Here is a 16300-nt window from a genome sequence, read left to right as displayed (position 1 = left end):
TATATGACTACTGCACCACGTTTAACTAATGAGAGAATTGATATTGCTTTAAAGCTACTTGATGGTTGGACTGGAAAACTAACTTGGTCTCGTTTTTTAGCCATACTTGAATTAGATCTGGGTCATAAGTATACGAAAGCTGCTCTATTGAGACACTCAAGATTCAAAAATACTTGGGATAAAAGAAGATGGATCGAAAACCCCGAAAGAAACGAAAAAAATAATTTCGGTAGTTCTGGATTGCAAACAGCTTTTGAAAAAATTGAAAAGCTTGAAAGAACCATAGAACGATTAGAAAATGATAACAACATACTCACTGAAAAACTTGTAGTTTGGTCTACAAATGCTGCAAATAAAGGAATATCCCTAGAAGAACTAAACATGCCCCTCCCTACTTATTCGATCAAAAATACTTCCTAAAATTAGCTGTATGGTGTTCTTTCCCTTCAAGGGTATTTGAACTAAATTTTACAAAAATTCTATAAATATCACCAACAACCATATTTAATGCCCTTTTGCTTCTTCAAACACATCTTTTGAGTTCAAAAGCATGTGTTTGATCGGTTGACTAGTTAGCTGAGCAATATCTAAAAGATCACAAACCATTTGTTGTCCTAGTTGTTCGCGCCGAGCAGCTTGAACAATTTCCTGCATGTTTTGAAATTCTTCAAAGCTGAGAATAACAGCTTCGGGAGTATTATTCTTGCAGACAAAAACAGGTTTATGACTATCTTTGAGACCTTGAACAATTTTGCTCCAAGATTTGCGAACATCAGTCGCAGTAACAATCGCACCGTTTATAAAAGTTAATCCATTCATATCTAAGAACTTATACTGTATGATAAAAATTATATTATATTTGCCATGTAGTTTAACCGTATTTCAAACATACACTAAGTATTAGCAATTTAATTTAATTTAATTCTTGATAGCCGACTTGAAACAGGAATTGGGGAAGGATACGAATAAAAATCAGTGATAAGTTTATGTAGGAATATGCAATCTTGCCAAGGAAAGCTAAAAATAATTGTTATATAAACCAGAACCTCTCCCTAACATTCATCTATCGTTTAGGGTATGAGCGTTTGTGTTTGCACACATCTTCCCATGCACCTAAGCGATAACGACGATATGCTCGGACATCGACTAATTTCTTAGACATTGCCTTTCTCCTTATCTAATTACGTTAGTTGTGGGAACTAACACCCCTTTGTATAGCTACAATTTGCTTTTACATTAGGATAGATTTTGGAGAGGCTCCTTAGCATCAAGTATATATAAGTATTTATTTTTAGTAAATATTTTATAATAAACTTTTCATCTAAAAACAAAAAAATTTGCTCTCATGACTATTTTTAAATGTATAAACCTCTGATATCAAAAGGATTACATAATTTTGATACATCTATATATAAATCAATAAGATGTTTAACAGACATATCAATTAAAGGTTCATACATAAAAGCATTAATATGTATATTTTCAGGAGTCATTAGGTTCACTTTATCTAATATATATAAAGCACTACATGCAGGATAATTAATCTTATATTGATCACATAAATACCTAGTTTGATTCCAAACTTCATCGAGTTCTAAAGTAATGCCCTTTTCTTTGATTTTTGATATTATAAAATATTCGGCTTTTAATCTTGTAGCTATAGCTAAAACTATTTTATTTTCGATAAAAATTTCATTTATGTTTTCAGAACTAGCTATCGAATCTGAAGATTTAAATATCAAATCAACAATATTTTCTTCTCCAAAATCTATAGTCTTCCCTTTTAAATAAAATAGTTTATTAGAAAAAATATTAAAAACTTCGTTAGAAGTTAACGTTAGGCTTTCTTTCTTTAAGTGCAAACAGTTAGTAAGGTTAGTAAAATCATCACAACCTTTAGGGTCACTATACTGTACAAGATTTCTTACAAATGCAATTAAGCTTATAAAATATATTGGTTTTTCGAAATTTTTTATTAAAGACGAAAATACATCTCTTAAGTCATTACCCGATTTGAGAGTAATTTCCTTTTCTTCATTTTTCACAGCCATATAAACTACATTTTTAGGTAAGTTAAAACGTGAAGCTAAAGTTCTGTAAAAGTCAAAATTATGAGTTAGAATAATTGTTCTAAAATTATCTAACTGATTAATATCTTTAATATATTCAATAATTGCAAATTTATTCTTATAATCAAAAGAATCTGATATATCATCAAGAATTAAAAGGTTTACATCTGCATTAGCCTTTCTCGACTCAAGTTCAAATAAGAATTGAAGAATAAAATATGCTCTCTGCTCACCTTTACTTAATACACTTAATAAGGTACTTCTATCTTGTTCAACTGGATCATCTCCCCTATCAGTATATAAAAATGCTAGATTTGCGGTTTGTTTTTTTAAAATAACATCCTCCTTGTTAATTAAAGAGACTTTAAATGGAACAAAAAATCTAGAATTAAAAGTATTAATTATTTCCGTCCATAATATTGATTCCTTTTTGGCTTCAGATATTATTTTTTCCAATTCCAATTTTTTTTCTTCATATAAATTAACCAACAATTCAGTGTCAATTTTTATTTGTGATAGAAATGAAATCCATACTTCTTTTTTAAAATCCTGATAATTTTCTAAATCTAGTAAAAGTAAATTATCTTTTTGAATCACATGATGGAATGCTCTCAACTCAACATTACTACTTATTATTCTATCCACCTTATCAAATGCATCTTTTAAATCCTTATCTTTTAATATTTTATCAATTTCACTACTAACTAAATCTTTTAAAATTTCAGAATCATTAACTATAGTACTATCACCTAAAACAAATGTATGACCTGCATTAAAAAAAGAATTATCAGAAATAGATTTTAATATTTCATTTGCCTGATAAGTTCCAAAAATATTTCCACTATTTTCTTTAAAAAAATTAGATTTAGAAATTACATCTTTATAACTAGAAACATACAGGTTTAAAGTTTCCTTGTTTTTTTCTAAAAAATTCAATACCTTCCCTTTTGAATCAAATACATCATTATATTTAAAATCAAATTTTCTAAAATCATCTTTTAGTGTATCTTTCAATTTTAATAAAATTTCAAAAAATGAATCTTCCGATATTTCTGTAAATGTGTTTAAAATTTCCTTTTCACAGTCTGTACTCTTCGATATAGCCTTTAGCTTTTTCACAAAATTATTTTTTTCAGTATTTAAATTCTTATATATATCATCATATGTCTTTTTTAATTCTTTACTAGCTAAAAATGCACTAATCTTATCAGAGCCATCAAAATCCCCATCATCGGAATTAATAACAAATATATTATCTGGATTAATTTCACTTTCATCTACTAATATTTTAAATTTTGTTTCTCGTGCTTTATAAACTCTATCTAATGGTAAATTTTTAGGATCTTTTTTAGAAATTAAATCAAAAGTTTTGGCAAACGAAGTTTTCATCGTCCCATTAGGAGCATAAATTAAATTTACTTTACTTCTTTCAAAACAGAATTTATGGCTTAACTTAGCAATTCCAAAGCAGTTATCTAAACTCACATCAAGATTTTTCATAAACATATAATCAAAGTATTTTTTTATAATATACAACCTTTGCTATCAAAAAATCATCATTCTAAAATAATTTCTTTAGTCTTGAGAGGACAAATATTGTTATTGACTAATATTAACGTATGAGACATTCAAAATAAGTGCTAACGACTCTTAACTTATCCCTTACATAGTAGTCTTATTATAAATTTTTCTAAAATCCCACTGATAGCTATACGATAATCACAGATGTAATCTGTAATTCCTTTAGACCGAGCGATCAGCAGCATTTAGAAATGCTTTTGTAGCACCGTAGCTTCTGCATTTGATTGGGTAATATTTGTTTTCATAAGCCTCTATAAGATCAACTAATTGAACAATATATATTTGAGATTAGAAGAAATATATTTCCCTATGATTTTGTAAGACAATGTGGGCATGATTCTTGAGCTGTTAATTCCATATCAAAAATTTTTGTACCTGAATAAGCAACGCTATATCGAGTAAAGTAATTATTTACTAACTGAGTAGAATTTCTCCATTCTAAAAGCAAATCGATTGCAAGGCCTGCGACTGCTAAGCTAGCAGAAACTGAATAAGGAGTATAGGCTGCACAAGGTCCTAAACCCATAATTTTTAAAAAATCCTTATTTCCCAGTGGATCAAATTTCTCTTTGTAATCGTCCATTCCTGATTGATGTAAACAACTAATACACCCGCCTTTACTTTCGTATTTCGAAGGCAAATTAATCAATGCTTGCACACATTCCCCATTGCCATATATCCATAGATGTAAAAGATTTGGTCTATATTCTTTAGGTATTTGAAGTATCTTTTCATTTAAATACTCTGCAATTTCAATCTGACCTGTAGCATCTATAACTAAATCATATTCACTAAAATTAGTAATTGTATTTACACTTTGACCTATAGATTGAATATTAAGATTTTTATCGCCAAATTGCTCTTTTATATACTTAACTATTGCATCGGCTTTATTCAAACCAACATACTGCCTACCTAATATATGTCTTCCTAAATTTTCAACTTTAAAATCATCACTATCACAAATTTTGAAATTACCTTCTTCTAAGCTAGCACCAATTTTAATCAATGCATCTGCAACATACCCTCCTATAGCACCTGCTCCAATTTGTAGAATTTTCAAATTACTTAAGTTTTGAGATTTAATATCTTTTATATTTCTATTAATTAATTCTTGCATACAATAATTTTTCACATATACAGGGAAAACAAGCTCTCTCAAAAATTCTGAAGATATTTCAATATTTACATCTAACGACTTCTGATATACCCTCTTCCAATCCACAAAAAAAGAAAACATATGATTTTCAAAACACAAAGAAATGAATAACTTCTTATTAGCTCTAAACTCACTTAAGTATTTCTTTAACAAAATAAAACAACGCTGAGAAAATTTATAAATAAATAGAAGCATTTTCCCTAGTGTTATATCACCGTCTTCATTAAAAAAATTAGACATTAATGGAAAATTAATGCTAGATATTCTTAAAATAATAAAATTAGATTTAATTGTTTTTTGAGCTCCATCAGCATCCGCAGAATAATATGTCAAAGAAATATTCTTAATACCCTCACACCTCTCAAGTTCTACAAATAAACTTTCCATTTTAAATTTTTTTTCGAACTTATTAGATAGTATCATCCAAATTGGAACTATTTCTTTTCTTAACTCCGAGACAAATCCAGATGGACTAAATAAATCTAGAATTACACGTTGAAATTGAGCCTCTAAAAAAGCTAAGATTTGTGTAAAATTTTTTCGATTAATTTCCACTTTATCATGCAAAGCATAACAAAAATTATAAGCATTCTTATTTAAATATTTAAAATCATGTTCGATAGAAAAGTGAGGTAGTGGAAATTTAAAATATTTGTTTATTTTTTTAATCTCTAGAAGATCATCAGAAAACAAATAGACATTAGGAGGAGATATAAAATCCCAATTCCTAAAAAAAACTCCCAATCTTATATCCACCCCACCTACAACAACTTTTTTTACCCATAAATTATTATAAAATTTTTTCTTTAAATTCGTATCACATGGATCTACCAAACTATATCCTAACTGAATAAGATATTTAGCATAAATAATGGGAATCAAAGCTTATTATCCTCTCTGATTTTCAGGGTATAATACTTTTTATTCACAAGCAAATTAAACCAATCCTCACTATAGCTTTTATTGCTTCCAATCCACAATAATTTAGGAGTTTGATTAAAATCCTCACTCCCTAGAAGCTGACTCCATCCATTATAATCACAGATAGAGGGACGCGGATAAGGTTCCGGGTGAGTATGCCATTCACCAATATATTGTAATACTCCTTCTGATATTTCATGCATTCTATTTAAATACTTTTGATGCTTTCGAGACTTTCTAAAAAAACTATATATGGATCTTTCATCATCATCTGCTGGAGGACTAATATCAATTACTCGTAATGATTTACTACGTATCTCACCAATAATGATTCCACATGCCTCAGTCTTCTGAGTACCGTGAAATTGTCTATGCAGATGAATTAAATGAAGTGCTCTGTCTGTTAAGAACACCTCAAATCCTAATTCATGAGAATAAAGATATAATCCCAAATTTACCCACCCCTTGTAGGTTGAATTGTCGCTGGGGATACAGTCTGCAATGGTAACTCTTGATTAGTATTCTCAATAATCACATAGCTTTCATTATCAGGGATTCTTTTTCCAAATTTACTTCGTAGAAAATTAATTGAAGTTTTTGCTGATTCAACCTCAATTGCTGCCGTAACTACATCAAGTAGTTCTGAAGCTAAATCATGCGCCTCGCTTCTTTCATCTACAGGAATTCTATTAAAATCTTCATCTGTATGCTCAGGAATAGAATCTTCTTTGACAGGACCTAGTAGTATTTCAGGAAGTTTTTTTACAACGTGTAATAAAGCAAGATCATCCCGATCTTCAAAATATTGATAATTTTGGTTTGCAATTATCATGAGTAATATCGAACTTGGCCCTCCACCTTCTTCATATTCTTGATCTCTCCAAGCCTTAAGATATCGAGCAATATATCTCAATTGTCTTCCATTATCTTCTTGTTCAGCCAAATGATCTGCATACCATTTACGAATCAATTCACAGTCACTTTCTTTCCAATTACCATCACGTAAAGCCATGAGGATTTTAGTAATATAATCGAGTTGTATGATTTTGGCTTCACTCTCAAAGCTCTCTGTTGAATAATGATAACCTTTAAATATATATTCATCTTTGGCAATTGTTGCTTTTGCCTCATCCAGAATCATATTGTTTCGTTCAACTAAACTTTCAAACATTAAGTCTGGAACAATATAAAGAGGCACATCCATATGAGCATTGCCAGCTAGTATTAGACGACAGCAAGTATTTTTTGTTTTGCATAAAGTCCAGCCTTCTCTGCTAGCCAATGGCTCTAATAAAGCTTCTACTACTACAAAGTATGACTTAGCTACTATATCTGAACGCCCTTGAGCTAATAAAGAATTAGGCAAATATACTCCATAGTCAACATCCATTTCCTGTGAAGGGTATGCTGGCTGATTACATGTACCATAAGCCCAAGAGCCTTGTAGACGAAATTTTGGCTTGATAGTATTTGGATCACCACCATTTTCTGCAATAAAGTTCGCCATTCCATGCTTCAAAACAGCTCTTACTTTTTGACGACACTCATTTAAATAATCACGTTGCTCACTAGTAGGCTTAATTTCATTAATAAAACCATCTAATTTGGCTCTAAAAGTTCTATGCAAATTACTACCCATTAACCTCTCCCCCCTGTACATTTTTTTGCGGACCATAGAACCATGTTCTATTTCTTTTTGGTTGATTAAAATAATTACGAATAAACTCTTTACCTAATGCGACTTTTGCAGATTGAATACCATTACCTTCTAGTACCTGTCTAGCTTCATCAGTTGTTTCATCTAATCCAATAAATTGGGCTGATGACTGCACGATTTGCTCATCTATCTTGTAAAATTGGTTTGGAAATGGCTCCATCCTATGTTTCACCATCTGTTCCATAAATTGCTGTTGACTACTCAAAACTAAATCAATAATGTTTGGAGCCGCTTTAAGAATAGATCCTTCCCCCCAATCCAAATATCCACCATCTTTTTTAGTGCTCGGATTAAGCTGTTTTTTTGATGATAATGTTCCGATTGAAAGAATGTGTACATCTTGGATGTTTTTTTTAAACATATAATCCGCTTCATGTAAGCCTACTAAGCTTGGATCATTAGCAAAAAGCCCACCATCCACAAACTCATTAGGACCTATCGCATGTCTTGGAAAGTAAGTTGGCGCTGCTGAAGTAGCCAACGCCACATCAACTATCTTTAATTTCCAATCACGCTTTAAATTTACATTATGCGGTGTTTTTAATGTAACAGGACTACCCCGTGTAAAATCAATAGTTGGAATTACTACTGGACATTTTAAATCTCCTAAAATTGATTCACCAAACCATTCTTCTAATATAGTTTTCAATGACTGGTTAGAATACTTAGATCCTGTAATTTTATAGAAGGGTTTGGACTTAAATATTTTGTCACCATGAGATTTGAACAGTTCAACAATGTCATCTGCGCTTATACCATATGCTATTGCTAAAGCAACGATCCCCCCCACGGAAGTTCCTGTAATTAGATCAAAGCAATCAGCTATGGAAGTGTGGCCATTTTCTTTCGCCTCTTGTTCTAACTCTTTCAATACGGTAGTCGTGAATAATCCACGATAGCCACCACCCGACAATGCCAAAATTTGAAATTTTTCCATATCTTCTTACTTGTTATGAATTATTAAATTAATTGGGGGATGAACAAAAAAAATCAAGATACACCATAAAAAAATGTAATTTATCCATTTTTCTCTACAAATTAATACTAATCATATTTTACCCACTCACAACCAAAACTTGTGATATCTTTCTATATAAAACTACAATAAAATAACTATATGTATTTAATAAATTAATCTAGGTAACACTAGTGATAAATTCTCTTGAACACTTCATACAAAATTCCCTTATAGAAATAAGTCAAAATGCTGGTAACGATTTCTCTGGTTTAGGGATAATTTATTATAAGGACTTAAGTCATCTTCCTTACATTGGCTTACATGGCACAAATTTGCCCTTTGATTTAATTCCTCAAAACTTAAGCACAACTCTTCTAAAAGTCTCGAAAAACTCCTCTATATACCACGATGGTTTTCATTTCGTTAACATTAATACTCTACATATAACTCATATTTCCCAATTTGTTTCTCCTTCCTTAGAATCTGTTAAAAACATGAGTATTAATCAAGTTATTCCTTGTGGTGCTCGTGAAATGACAGCATTTTTAACATCAAATATTGAAGGTGTGTTTTGTGTTGGACTAATTAGTGCAAATAAAACGATTAAGATCTTTAAAGACAGCTCAACTATATATCAAAAGGTAAACGCATGAGTTTTTTAGTATTAAAATTTAACGAGCTAACTAAAATAATTTATTTGTTTATTATACTTACAGGTCTTATTTTGGGATTAATACAACTTATCAACTATCTATTTGGTGGAAATCTAGGTATTGTTCAATCACTGACCCCATCTATTACTGCCTCTCTCTTTATTTTAGGCCTACTTCTTAGAAAAGTTACAATTAAACATAGATTATTAACTCATATCATTGGAAAACCAATTATACATGGGCTTTGGAAAGGAAAACTAATAAGTAACTTTGAGATTGATGGGCAAAAGCTCCCTCCTATTGAGATTTATTTTTATATAAAACAGACATTTCTAATAACCACTATAAAGTCTTTCACCTCATCTCAATCATCTGAATCAGTGATTACTGCTTTATCATTCAATAAAGATAGTGAAACCTCTGACTTCATTTATATTTATAGATTCTATCGAACTAAAAACAGTGAAAATAAAGTCACTTTTGGTAGTGGAAATTTAAGATTGACTAACGATAGCCAAACATTAGAAGGTATTTATTGGACTAATGCAAATACATGCGGTGAGATAGAGTTAAATTTAGTTGATCGAAATTGTGCTAATGTTGATTCATATCAGATGGCCACAAAATTACAAACAAACAAAAAATAAACTTTAATAGCTAACGTAAGAGATCAATCTCTTTTGATTCATCTTAGTAGATTTATCTCTTAATCGTTTATTCCATTTTTTTTAAGTTTTTTATTGTTTTTTTGATTTGTATACTTTGGTAAAAATTAAAAATCTTCTTTTCCTTTGACTACATAATATACGGAGAAGCTTATAGCTCCTTTAAATGCAATGTCTTATAAGAGTTCATTAGCAATCTGACTATTCATTAACCACAAGATATAGATTTCTTAAAGAGTCTATACACCATATAATGTGTTCTATATAATAATTGCAGTGGTGTCATTATGGGATATCAAGGCAAGTATTAAGGTTTTTTCTAAAAAGGCTTCTTAATTGTCAAATGATATTAAAATTATTGGCTTGAAAGAATGTATACATTTTTTCACTATTTTTGTTCAAGATAAGCAATTATCTATTTGTAAATAAAGAATTTTTTTCGATGTATACATTTTAAACATCAATAGAATGCCAATAATATTCAATAAAGTTGCTCTTTAAACAAAAAGAGCAACTTTAAACGAGGTAAAGATTATGTTTTCTCATCTCAGCCATAACTATATGCTTGGTGTTGGAATCTTAATCTTTGCCTTTATTTTCTTTTATACGCCTATGGTTTACGCCTTTTTTAAAATCCGTAAACAACAGCGTAAGCAAAATAAGTTGTAGGGATGATGGACCAAAGGCCCAAAATTTGGTCATACATCGATAAAACTTAATTTTGTTTACACATTATAAGCGTATAGTAGTGACATCTTCGTTTAGAGATGTCGAACATAGATATATACAACGAAGAGAGAACAACAATGTCTATCCTTAGTTGGGACGATTTTGAAGATGATTCGCAAAAACCGGCTGCACCTGAACACAAGTCTGCGCCCATCCAACCGGAAAAAACGTCTGATTCGCAGAATGTATCTGCTGCGCAGCCATCATCGCAGAGCGTGGCAGCTCCACAATCCGCTGGAACCCATTCCGTGCGATCAACAAATCCAACCGATTCAATGGCTCGAGCATCTGAAGCCTTAGAACATTTGGATGTTGCTCCTGGCCTGGAAGAGTTAGAAATGGGCGCGCAACGCGTTCAAGTTGACGACAAAGCCATGATTAACTGTCGCGCTGACTTGAACCAGCTTGTGCCGTTTAAATATGAATGGGCTTGGCAGAAGTATCTTGACGGGTGTGCAAACCACTGGATGCCGCAAGAAGTGAACATGAACCATGACATCGCACTTTGGAAGTCTGAAAATGGCTTAACTGAAGATGAGCGTACTATTGTTATGCGTTCTTTAGGTTTCTTCTCGACTGCAGACTCTTTGGTTGCGAACAACTTGGTATTGGCGATTTACCGTCACATTACTAACCCTGAATGCCGTCAGTACATTTTGCGTCAAGCGTTTGAAGAAGCAATTCACACTCACGCTTACCAATACTGTATCGAATCTTTAGGTATGGATGAAGGCGAAGTCTTCAACATGTATCGCGAGATTCCATCAGTTGCACGTAAAGCAGCTTGGGGCTTGAAATATACTCAATCATTAAGTGACCCTACTTTCCACACAGGTACGCCTGAAAATGACCAACGTTTACTTCGTAACTTGATCGCGTTCTACTGTGTACTTGAAGGGATCTTCTTCTACTGTGGCTTTACTCAAATTTTGAGTATGGGTCGTCGTAACAAGATGAACGGTGTTGCTGAGCAGTTCCAATACATCTTGCGTGATGAGTCTATGCACTTGAACTTTGGTATCGACATGATTAACCAAATCAAGATTGAGAACCCTCACCTATGGACTGCCGAGTTCCAACAAGAAGTCATTCAAATGATTCTTGAAGGTACGATGCTTGAAATCGAATATGCTCGTGACACAATGCCACGTGGTGTATTGGGTATGAACGCAAGCATGATGGAAGAATATTTGAAATTCATCTGTAACCGTCGTTTATCTCAGTTAGGTTTACCAGAGCAATTTGCTGGTGTAACTAACCCATTTGCGTGGATGTCTGAGATGATGGACTTACGTAAAGAGAAGAACTTCTTTGAAACTCGCGTAACTGATTACCAAACTGGTGGTGCGTTAAGCTGGTAAGTTTAATTTAGCATTTGCAATAAAAAAGCCACTCCTCTTGAGTGGCTTTTTTATCGCGAGTATTTTTAAATTTGATTTTAAATAATATTAAATTATTCACTATATAAATATGTCATTTTCACTTAAATAGAACTTTCTTCACATTAGGAACAAATAAATAATGGCTTCTTAATTTAAAAACAATAATACTAATACCAAAATATTTTATAGATAAAAACCAATAATATAAATATATAAAAAACTTTTGTTTTTAAAAAACTTTTATAATTAAAACTAGGCGTCGGCTGACCCGCTTTTGCTTTTAAACGAATATAAACTCAGCCGACGAGCTAGATATACCAAATTATTTCAATAAAAACCAACATCAATACTATTATTTTACAAATAAAAATAGAATATTAATTAAAAAATTCAGAAAACAAATATATCCAATTTAAATATTTGTTTTATTTAAAGAATAACAAACCGCTAAAAACCGAATTAAATAATTAAAATAAAAACAAAGAGTTATCAAATTAAAACCACCATAAAGAAGTAAAATTATTTTTATTTCAATAATATAGATTATGTTTTATTTTATAATTTAAATAAAAATATATTATTTAAAATTTATAAAACCTTATTAGGTTACCTCATATTTTGTGTTTAAAAATGTTATTAAAAATAACTCTATTTTTTATTTTATTGATTTTAAATATATTTAGATATGCTTCATATGACCAGTGACAGATTACACATCTTGACACCAAATAGTAAAAAATTAAATACTCTTTACCAATTATGTGCACAGAAGCACATAATCAACAAATAGTAATAAAAATATCTCAAACAAATCACATGGAAATAGATTATGTTAATTAAAAGTATTTTATCTTCGATCACTAAGATTATCCCACTTCCTGAAAATACTAACACAAGCAGTAGTTTAGGTAACGGCTCTGGTGAGAGATAAAAAGCCTGTGCCCTTTTTGGGAGAAAAAAGGCACAGCAAAGCCGTAAGACGGTGCTTGGCACATCTCAAGTTTTGTTGTTGCTAAGTTTTAAGTAAAAATGACTTAAAGCCTGAAACCCTACGGCGTTCAAGCTGCTGTAATTTTTTAAGCTGTGTTGTTATAGCTTTTGGCACGGAGTACCAAGAAATGATGGATGTGCATAGCCAACTCCTGATTTTGGGAGTTCTGCCAAAACATTCATTTGGAATTATGGTGGCAGAACGAGCAAGGGTTAGCAGACTGATAGTAAGAAATCAGCACACCCGAAGGTGTCCCTCACTCGTCCTACCGCAACGAGCGAGGGACGATTGATACACATAAGACTACTCCTCAGAAGGAATAATCTGATGCTCTTACTATGCGGTCTGCTAAAACCGGCTGGCAATGTGGCCAGCACGCAAAGCATAATCTGAGAGTTTGGATGTGTCAATGTGGCTTTAATGACAAGTTTTTAAATTTATTATTGTTTTTCATTAGATTAACTAAATTATTATTTAATATATTATATTTAATTGTATTTTTAAAATTAAACAGAAGCGATCCATGCTTATTGATTTCTTAATGAGTCTTTTTATATGAAATAACAATACGATAAGTCGGATTAGACAATCTCTGTCTGCCCTACTTGGTGATAAGCGCGGTTAAAGTAAACCAAGCTTTGGTCATGTTGGCTTTGTTTTATCGCCACAATCGGACATATAAAAATCGTGTGTGTGCCGACTTGTTGAATTTGCTCAATCTCGCAGTCAAAACTTACCAAAGCATCTTCCAACACAGGTGAACCCGTTTCTAACTCAATCCATTCTCCATGTTTAAAGCGTTCTTCTGGTGTGAGCTTAGATGAAAATGCTTTTGAAATATGTTCGTGGTGCGCGCCTAACACATTCACAGTTAAGATTTTGTTATCTAGGAAATGTGCATGTGAACTCGCAGCTTGGTTCATACAGACCAATAATGTTGGCGGTGTGTCAGTCACACTACAAACAGCAGAGGCAGTAAATCCAAAACGGCCAGACATGCCTGCCGTGGTCACAACGCTAACCGCACTTGTGAGTAAAGACATTGCATTTCTAAAGTCTGTTGCTTGAACCATGACATTATTCCTAAATTGAACCGTACCTTTTCCTGTGTGTTTGCTATACCGCCCAACTCCATCAGGAAGGTACTATCGACATGCGATCTAATTAGAGCGACATGTAGTAAGTAAAATGAGGGTTACTTGTTTGATTATCAACTACCATCAAAAAAGTAACCCTTTATACCACTTATTGGTAAGTATTAAGCAGTAAGTTCAAAACCAGTCAGTTCTCGGCGAACGATTTCTGCACCTGCCGTTAACGCATTTAACTTGCCACGTGCCACTTCACGAGAAAGAGGCGCCATACCACAGTTTGTGCACGGGTAAAGCTTGTCAGAGTCTACAAACTGAAGCGCTTTACGTAGGGTGTTGGCAACTTCTTCCGGTGTCTCAATCTGGTTTGTTGCAACATCAATTGCGCCGACCATAACTTTTTTACCACGAATGAGTTCAAGCAAGTCGATTGGCACACGCGAGTTATGACATTCTAACGAGATGATATCAATGTTAGAAGTTTGAAGTTTCGGGAAAGCTTCTTCGTACTGGCGCCATTCTGAACCGAGTGTCTTTTTCCAGTCAGTATTGGCTTTAATACCGTAACCATAGCAAATGTGCACCGCAGTTTCACATTTTAGACCTTCAATTGCACGCTCTAAAGTTGCAATCCCCCAGTCATTTACTTCGTCAAAGAAGACGTTAAATGCAGGTTCGTCAAACTGAATGATATCTACACCAGCAGCTTCTAACTCTTTCGCTTCTTGGTTCAAGATTTTGGCAAATTCCCAAGCAAGCTTTTCACGGCTCTTGTAGTGACCGTCGTAAAGCGTATCAATCATAGTCATTGGGCCAGGTAACGCCCATTTAATTGGCTGATCCGTTTGCTGACGTAAAAACTTTGCATCTTCAACAAACACAGGCTTTTGACGAGACACCGCACCCACTACAGACGGTACGCTTGCATCGTAACGGTCACGAATACGAACTGTTTCACGCTTTTCAAAATCTACGCCGTTTAAATGTTCAATAAACGTGGTCACAAAGTGTTGGCGGGTTTGTTCACCATCGCTCACAATATCAATGCCCGCAAGTTTTTGCTCGTGAAGTGCTAAACGTAACGCGTCTTTTTTACCTTCGATTAAGCCTTCGTTTTCGAGTTTCCACGGCGACCAAAGTTTTTCAGGTTCTGCAAGCCAAGACGGTTTAGGTAAGCTGCCAGCAGTTGAAGTCGGTAATAACTTTTTCATAATAAATGACCTATATGTTGATTAATTAGGAGCGTAATTCGCAGACCACTGCTCAAGAATCGCTTGGTATGGTTTGATAAATTGCTCTTCAACAAACTTCCCCTGCTCTATAGCCAGACGGCTACGTTCTTCACGGTCATACACAATTCGAGTAAGTGAATAATCTTGGTGCTTCAAGCTTGGTTGATAAGACTTTCCAGCCACTGAATTTGCATTGTAAATTTCAGGACGGTAAATCTTTTGGAAGGTTTCCATCGTACTAATGGTACTAATCAACTCAAGGTTGGTGTAATCACTCAACAAATCGCCAGTAAAATAGAACGCTAACGGCGCAACGCTATGCGGCGGCATGAAGTAGCGAACTTTTAAGCCCATTTTTTGGAAATATTCATCGGTTAATGAATAGTCTTCTTGCTTGTATTCAACACCCAAAACAGGATGTTCGTTTTCAGTACGGTGATACACTTTACTTGTTGAAACGCTTAAGCAAATCACAGGCGCTTTTTTAAAGTTGGCTTTATAAGTCTCAGAGTTAATAAAACTCTTAAACAAGTTACCGTGCAATTCGCCAAACTTTTCTGGCGTGCTAAACGTAGACTTATTTTTGTTGTGATCTAACAACAACACACTAAAGTCATAGTCACGTACATAAGACGAGAAGTTGTTACCTACAATACCTTCGATGCGTTCATTGGTCTTTTTATCAACAATATTGGTTTTCAATATTTCGATGAGAGGAAGCCCGCTAGTACGGTTTTCGGCGTCAATATTCATTTCAACAGAAATGATTTCAAGTTCAACGCCATAACGGTCGCCCTTAGGGTTGTCCCAATGAGCTAAGGCATTGAAACGATTGTCGATCATCCGTAATGTGTTGCGCAAATTTTCTTCGCGGCTCATCCCTCTCGCCAAGTTAGCAAAGTTGGTTGTAATACGTGTATTGTCTGCTGGACGATAGTTCTCATCGAAACAAATACTCTTAATCGTAAATGTAAATTCTTTACTCATTGTGATCAGTACCCTAATTTCTGAGATAAACCTAAAAAATCTTTTTGCTCTTTTTGAACTTTCCAGCCTTGTCAGTTTTGTGCCTTGTGGTCTTATCAAAAGTGAATGACTGGAGCGCTTCAGAGCATGGATAGATTTATACCGCAATCACAACATGAATAAAAA

General features: G+C 33.2%; 14 protein-coding genes. 5 read left to right on the top strand and 9 right to left on the bottom strand.

Annotation, left to right across the window (positions count from 1 at the left end; genetic code table 11):
- Window positions 1-3: 3 nt before the first annotated feature.
- The gene (locus CSB87_RS13320) at window positions 4-420 is read left to right on the top strand and encodes a hypothetical protein (protein ID WP_039248841.1); all 417 of its coding nucleotides are present in this window, start codon (window positions 4-6) and stop codon (window positions 418-420) included.
- Window positions 421-504: 84 nt separating this feature from the next.
- Here CSB87_RS13320 and CSB87_RS13315 read toward each other — a convergent pair whose 3' ends face one another.
- From CSB87_RS13315 to CSB87_RS13290, 6 genes are all read right to left on the bottom strand, one after another.
- Entirely contained in the window at window positions 505-819 is a 315-nt protein-coding gene (locus tag CSB87_RS13315) for a type II toxin-antitoxin system Phd/YefM family antitoxin (RefSeq protein WP_039248843.1), read from the bottom strand.
- Between the two features lie 536 nt (window positions 820-1355).
- A complete protein-coding gene (locus CSB87_RS13310; RefSeq protein ID WP_044709353.1) occupies window positions 1356-3569 on the bottom strand; it encodes a hypothetical protein in 2214 nt (737 codons plus the stop codon).
- 388 nt (window positions 3570-3957) lie between these two features.
- Entirely contained in the window at window positions 3958-5691 is a 1734-nt protein-coding gene (locus tag CSB87_RS13305) for a ThiF family adenylyltransferase (RefSeq protein WP_050049514.1), read from the bottom strand.
- Entirely contained in the window at window positions 5688-6182 is a 495-nt protein-coding gene (locus tag CSB87_RS13300; RefSeq protein ID WP_050049515.1) for a Mov34/MPN/PAD-1 family protein, read from the bottom strand. The genes CSB87_RS13305 and CSB87_RS13300 overlap by 4 nt, the downstream gene beginning before the upstream one ends.
- 2 nt (window positions 6183-6184) lie before the next feature.
- Window positions 6185-7369 carry a CBASS cGAMP synthase gene (locus tag CSB87_RS13295; protein ID WP_039248846.1) on the bottom strand — a complete coding sequence of 395 codons (1185 nt, stop codon included), beginning with the start codon at window positions 7367-7369 and terminating at the stop codon, window positions 6185-6187.
- Window positions 7362-8384: a CBASS cGAMP-activated phospholipase gene (locus CSB87_RS13290; RefSeq protein ID WP_228155268.1), complete on the bottom strand. Its 1023-nt coding sequence runs from the start codon at window positions 8382-8384 to the stop codon at window positions 7362-7364. Before CSB87_RS13290 ends, CSB87_RS13295 begins: the two co-directional genes overlap by 8 nt.
- 212 nt (window positions 8385-8596) lie before the next feature.
- On the opposite strand from CSB87_RS13290, the gene CSB87_RS13285 reads away from it, so the two are divergent.
- The 4 genes from CSB87_RS13285 to CSB87_RS13270 all read left to right on the top strand — a co-directional run bounded on the left by CSB87_RS13285 (window position 8597) and on the right by CSB87_RS13270 (window position 11813).
- Window positions 8597-9058: a hypothetical protein gene (locus CSB87_RS13285; RefSeq protein ID WP_039248849.1), complete on the top strand. Its 462-nt coding sequence runs from the start codon at window positions 8597-8599 to the stop codon at window positions 9056-9058.
- The gene (locus CSB87_RS13280; protein ID WP_039248851.1) at window positions 9055-9705 is read left to right on the top strand and encodes a hypothetical protein; all 651 of its coding nucleotides are present in this window, start codon (window positions 9055-9057) and stop codon (window positions 9703-9705) included. Before CSB87_RS13285 ends, CSB87_RS13280 begins: the two co-directional genes overlap by 4 nt.
- 552 nt (window positions 9706-10257) lie before the next feature.
- Window positions 10258-10392 (top strand): hypothetical protein, encoded by a 135-nt coding sequence (locus tag CSB87_RS13275; protein ID WP_002050433.1) that lies wholly within the window; start codon window positions 10258-10260, stop codon window positions 10390-10392.
- Window positions 10393-10529: 137 nt separating this feature from the next.
- Window positions 10530-11813: a ribonucleotide-diphosphate reductase subunit beta gene (locus tag CSB87_RS13270; RefSeq protein ID WP_004710391.1), complete on the top strand. Its 1284-nt coding sequence runs from the start codon at window positions 10530-10532 to the stop codon at window positions 11811-11813.
- 1593 nt (window positions 11814-13406) lie between these two features.
- On the opposite strand, the gene CSB87_RS13255 is transcribed toward CSB87_RS13270, so the two are convergent.
- From CSB87_RS13255 to CSB87_RS13245, 3 genes are all read right to left on the bottom strand, one after another.
- Window positions 13407-13898: a flavin reductase gene (locus CSB87_RS13255; RefSeq protein WP_004888630.1), complete on the bottom strand. Its 492-nt coding sequence runs from the start codon at window positions 13896-13898 to the stop codon at window positions 13407-13409.
- 185 nt (window positions 13899-14083) lie between these two features.
- Window positions 14084-15127 (bottom strand): methionine synthase, encoded by a 1044-nt coding sequence (locus CSB87_RS13250; RefSeq protein ID WP_004888632.1) that lies wholly within the window; start codon window positions 15125-15127, stop codon window positions 14084-14086.
- Window positions 15128-15148: 21 nt separating this feature from the next.
- Window positions 15149-16135 carry a DUF1852 domain-containing protein gene (locus tag CSB87_RS13245; protein ID WP_000031355.1) on the bottom strand — a complete coding sequence of 329 codons (987 nt, stop codon included), beginning with the start codon at window positions 16133-16135 and terminating at the stop codon, window positions 15149-15151.
- Window positions 16136-16300 lie beyond the last annotated feature (165 nt).

Origin of the sequence: Acinetobacter sp. AR_0276 (assembly GCF_003000705.1) — a bacterium.
Lineage (GTDB): Bacteria > Pseudomonadota > Gammaproteobacteria > Pseudomonadales > Moraxellaceae > Acinetobacter > Acinetobacter nosocomialis.
The sequence above is the reverse complement of the archived record's forward strand: the minus strand, read 5'-3'. Positions and strand labels throughout refer to the sequence as shown.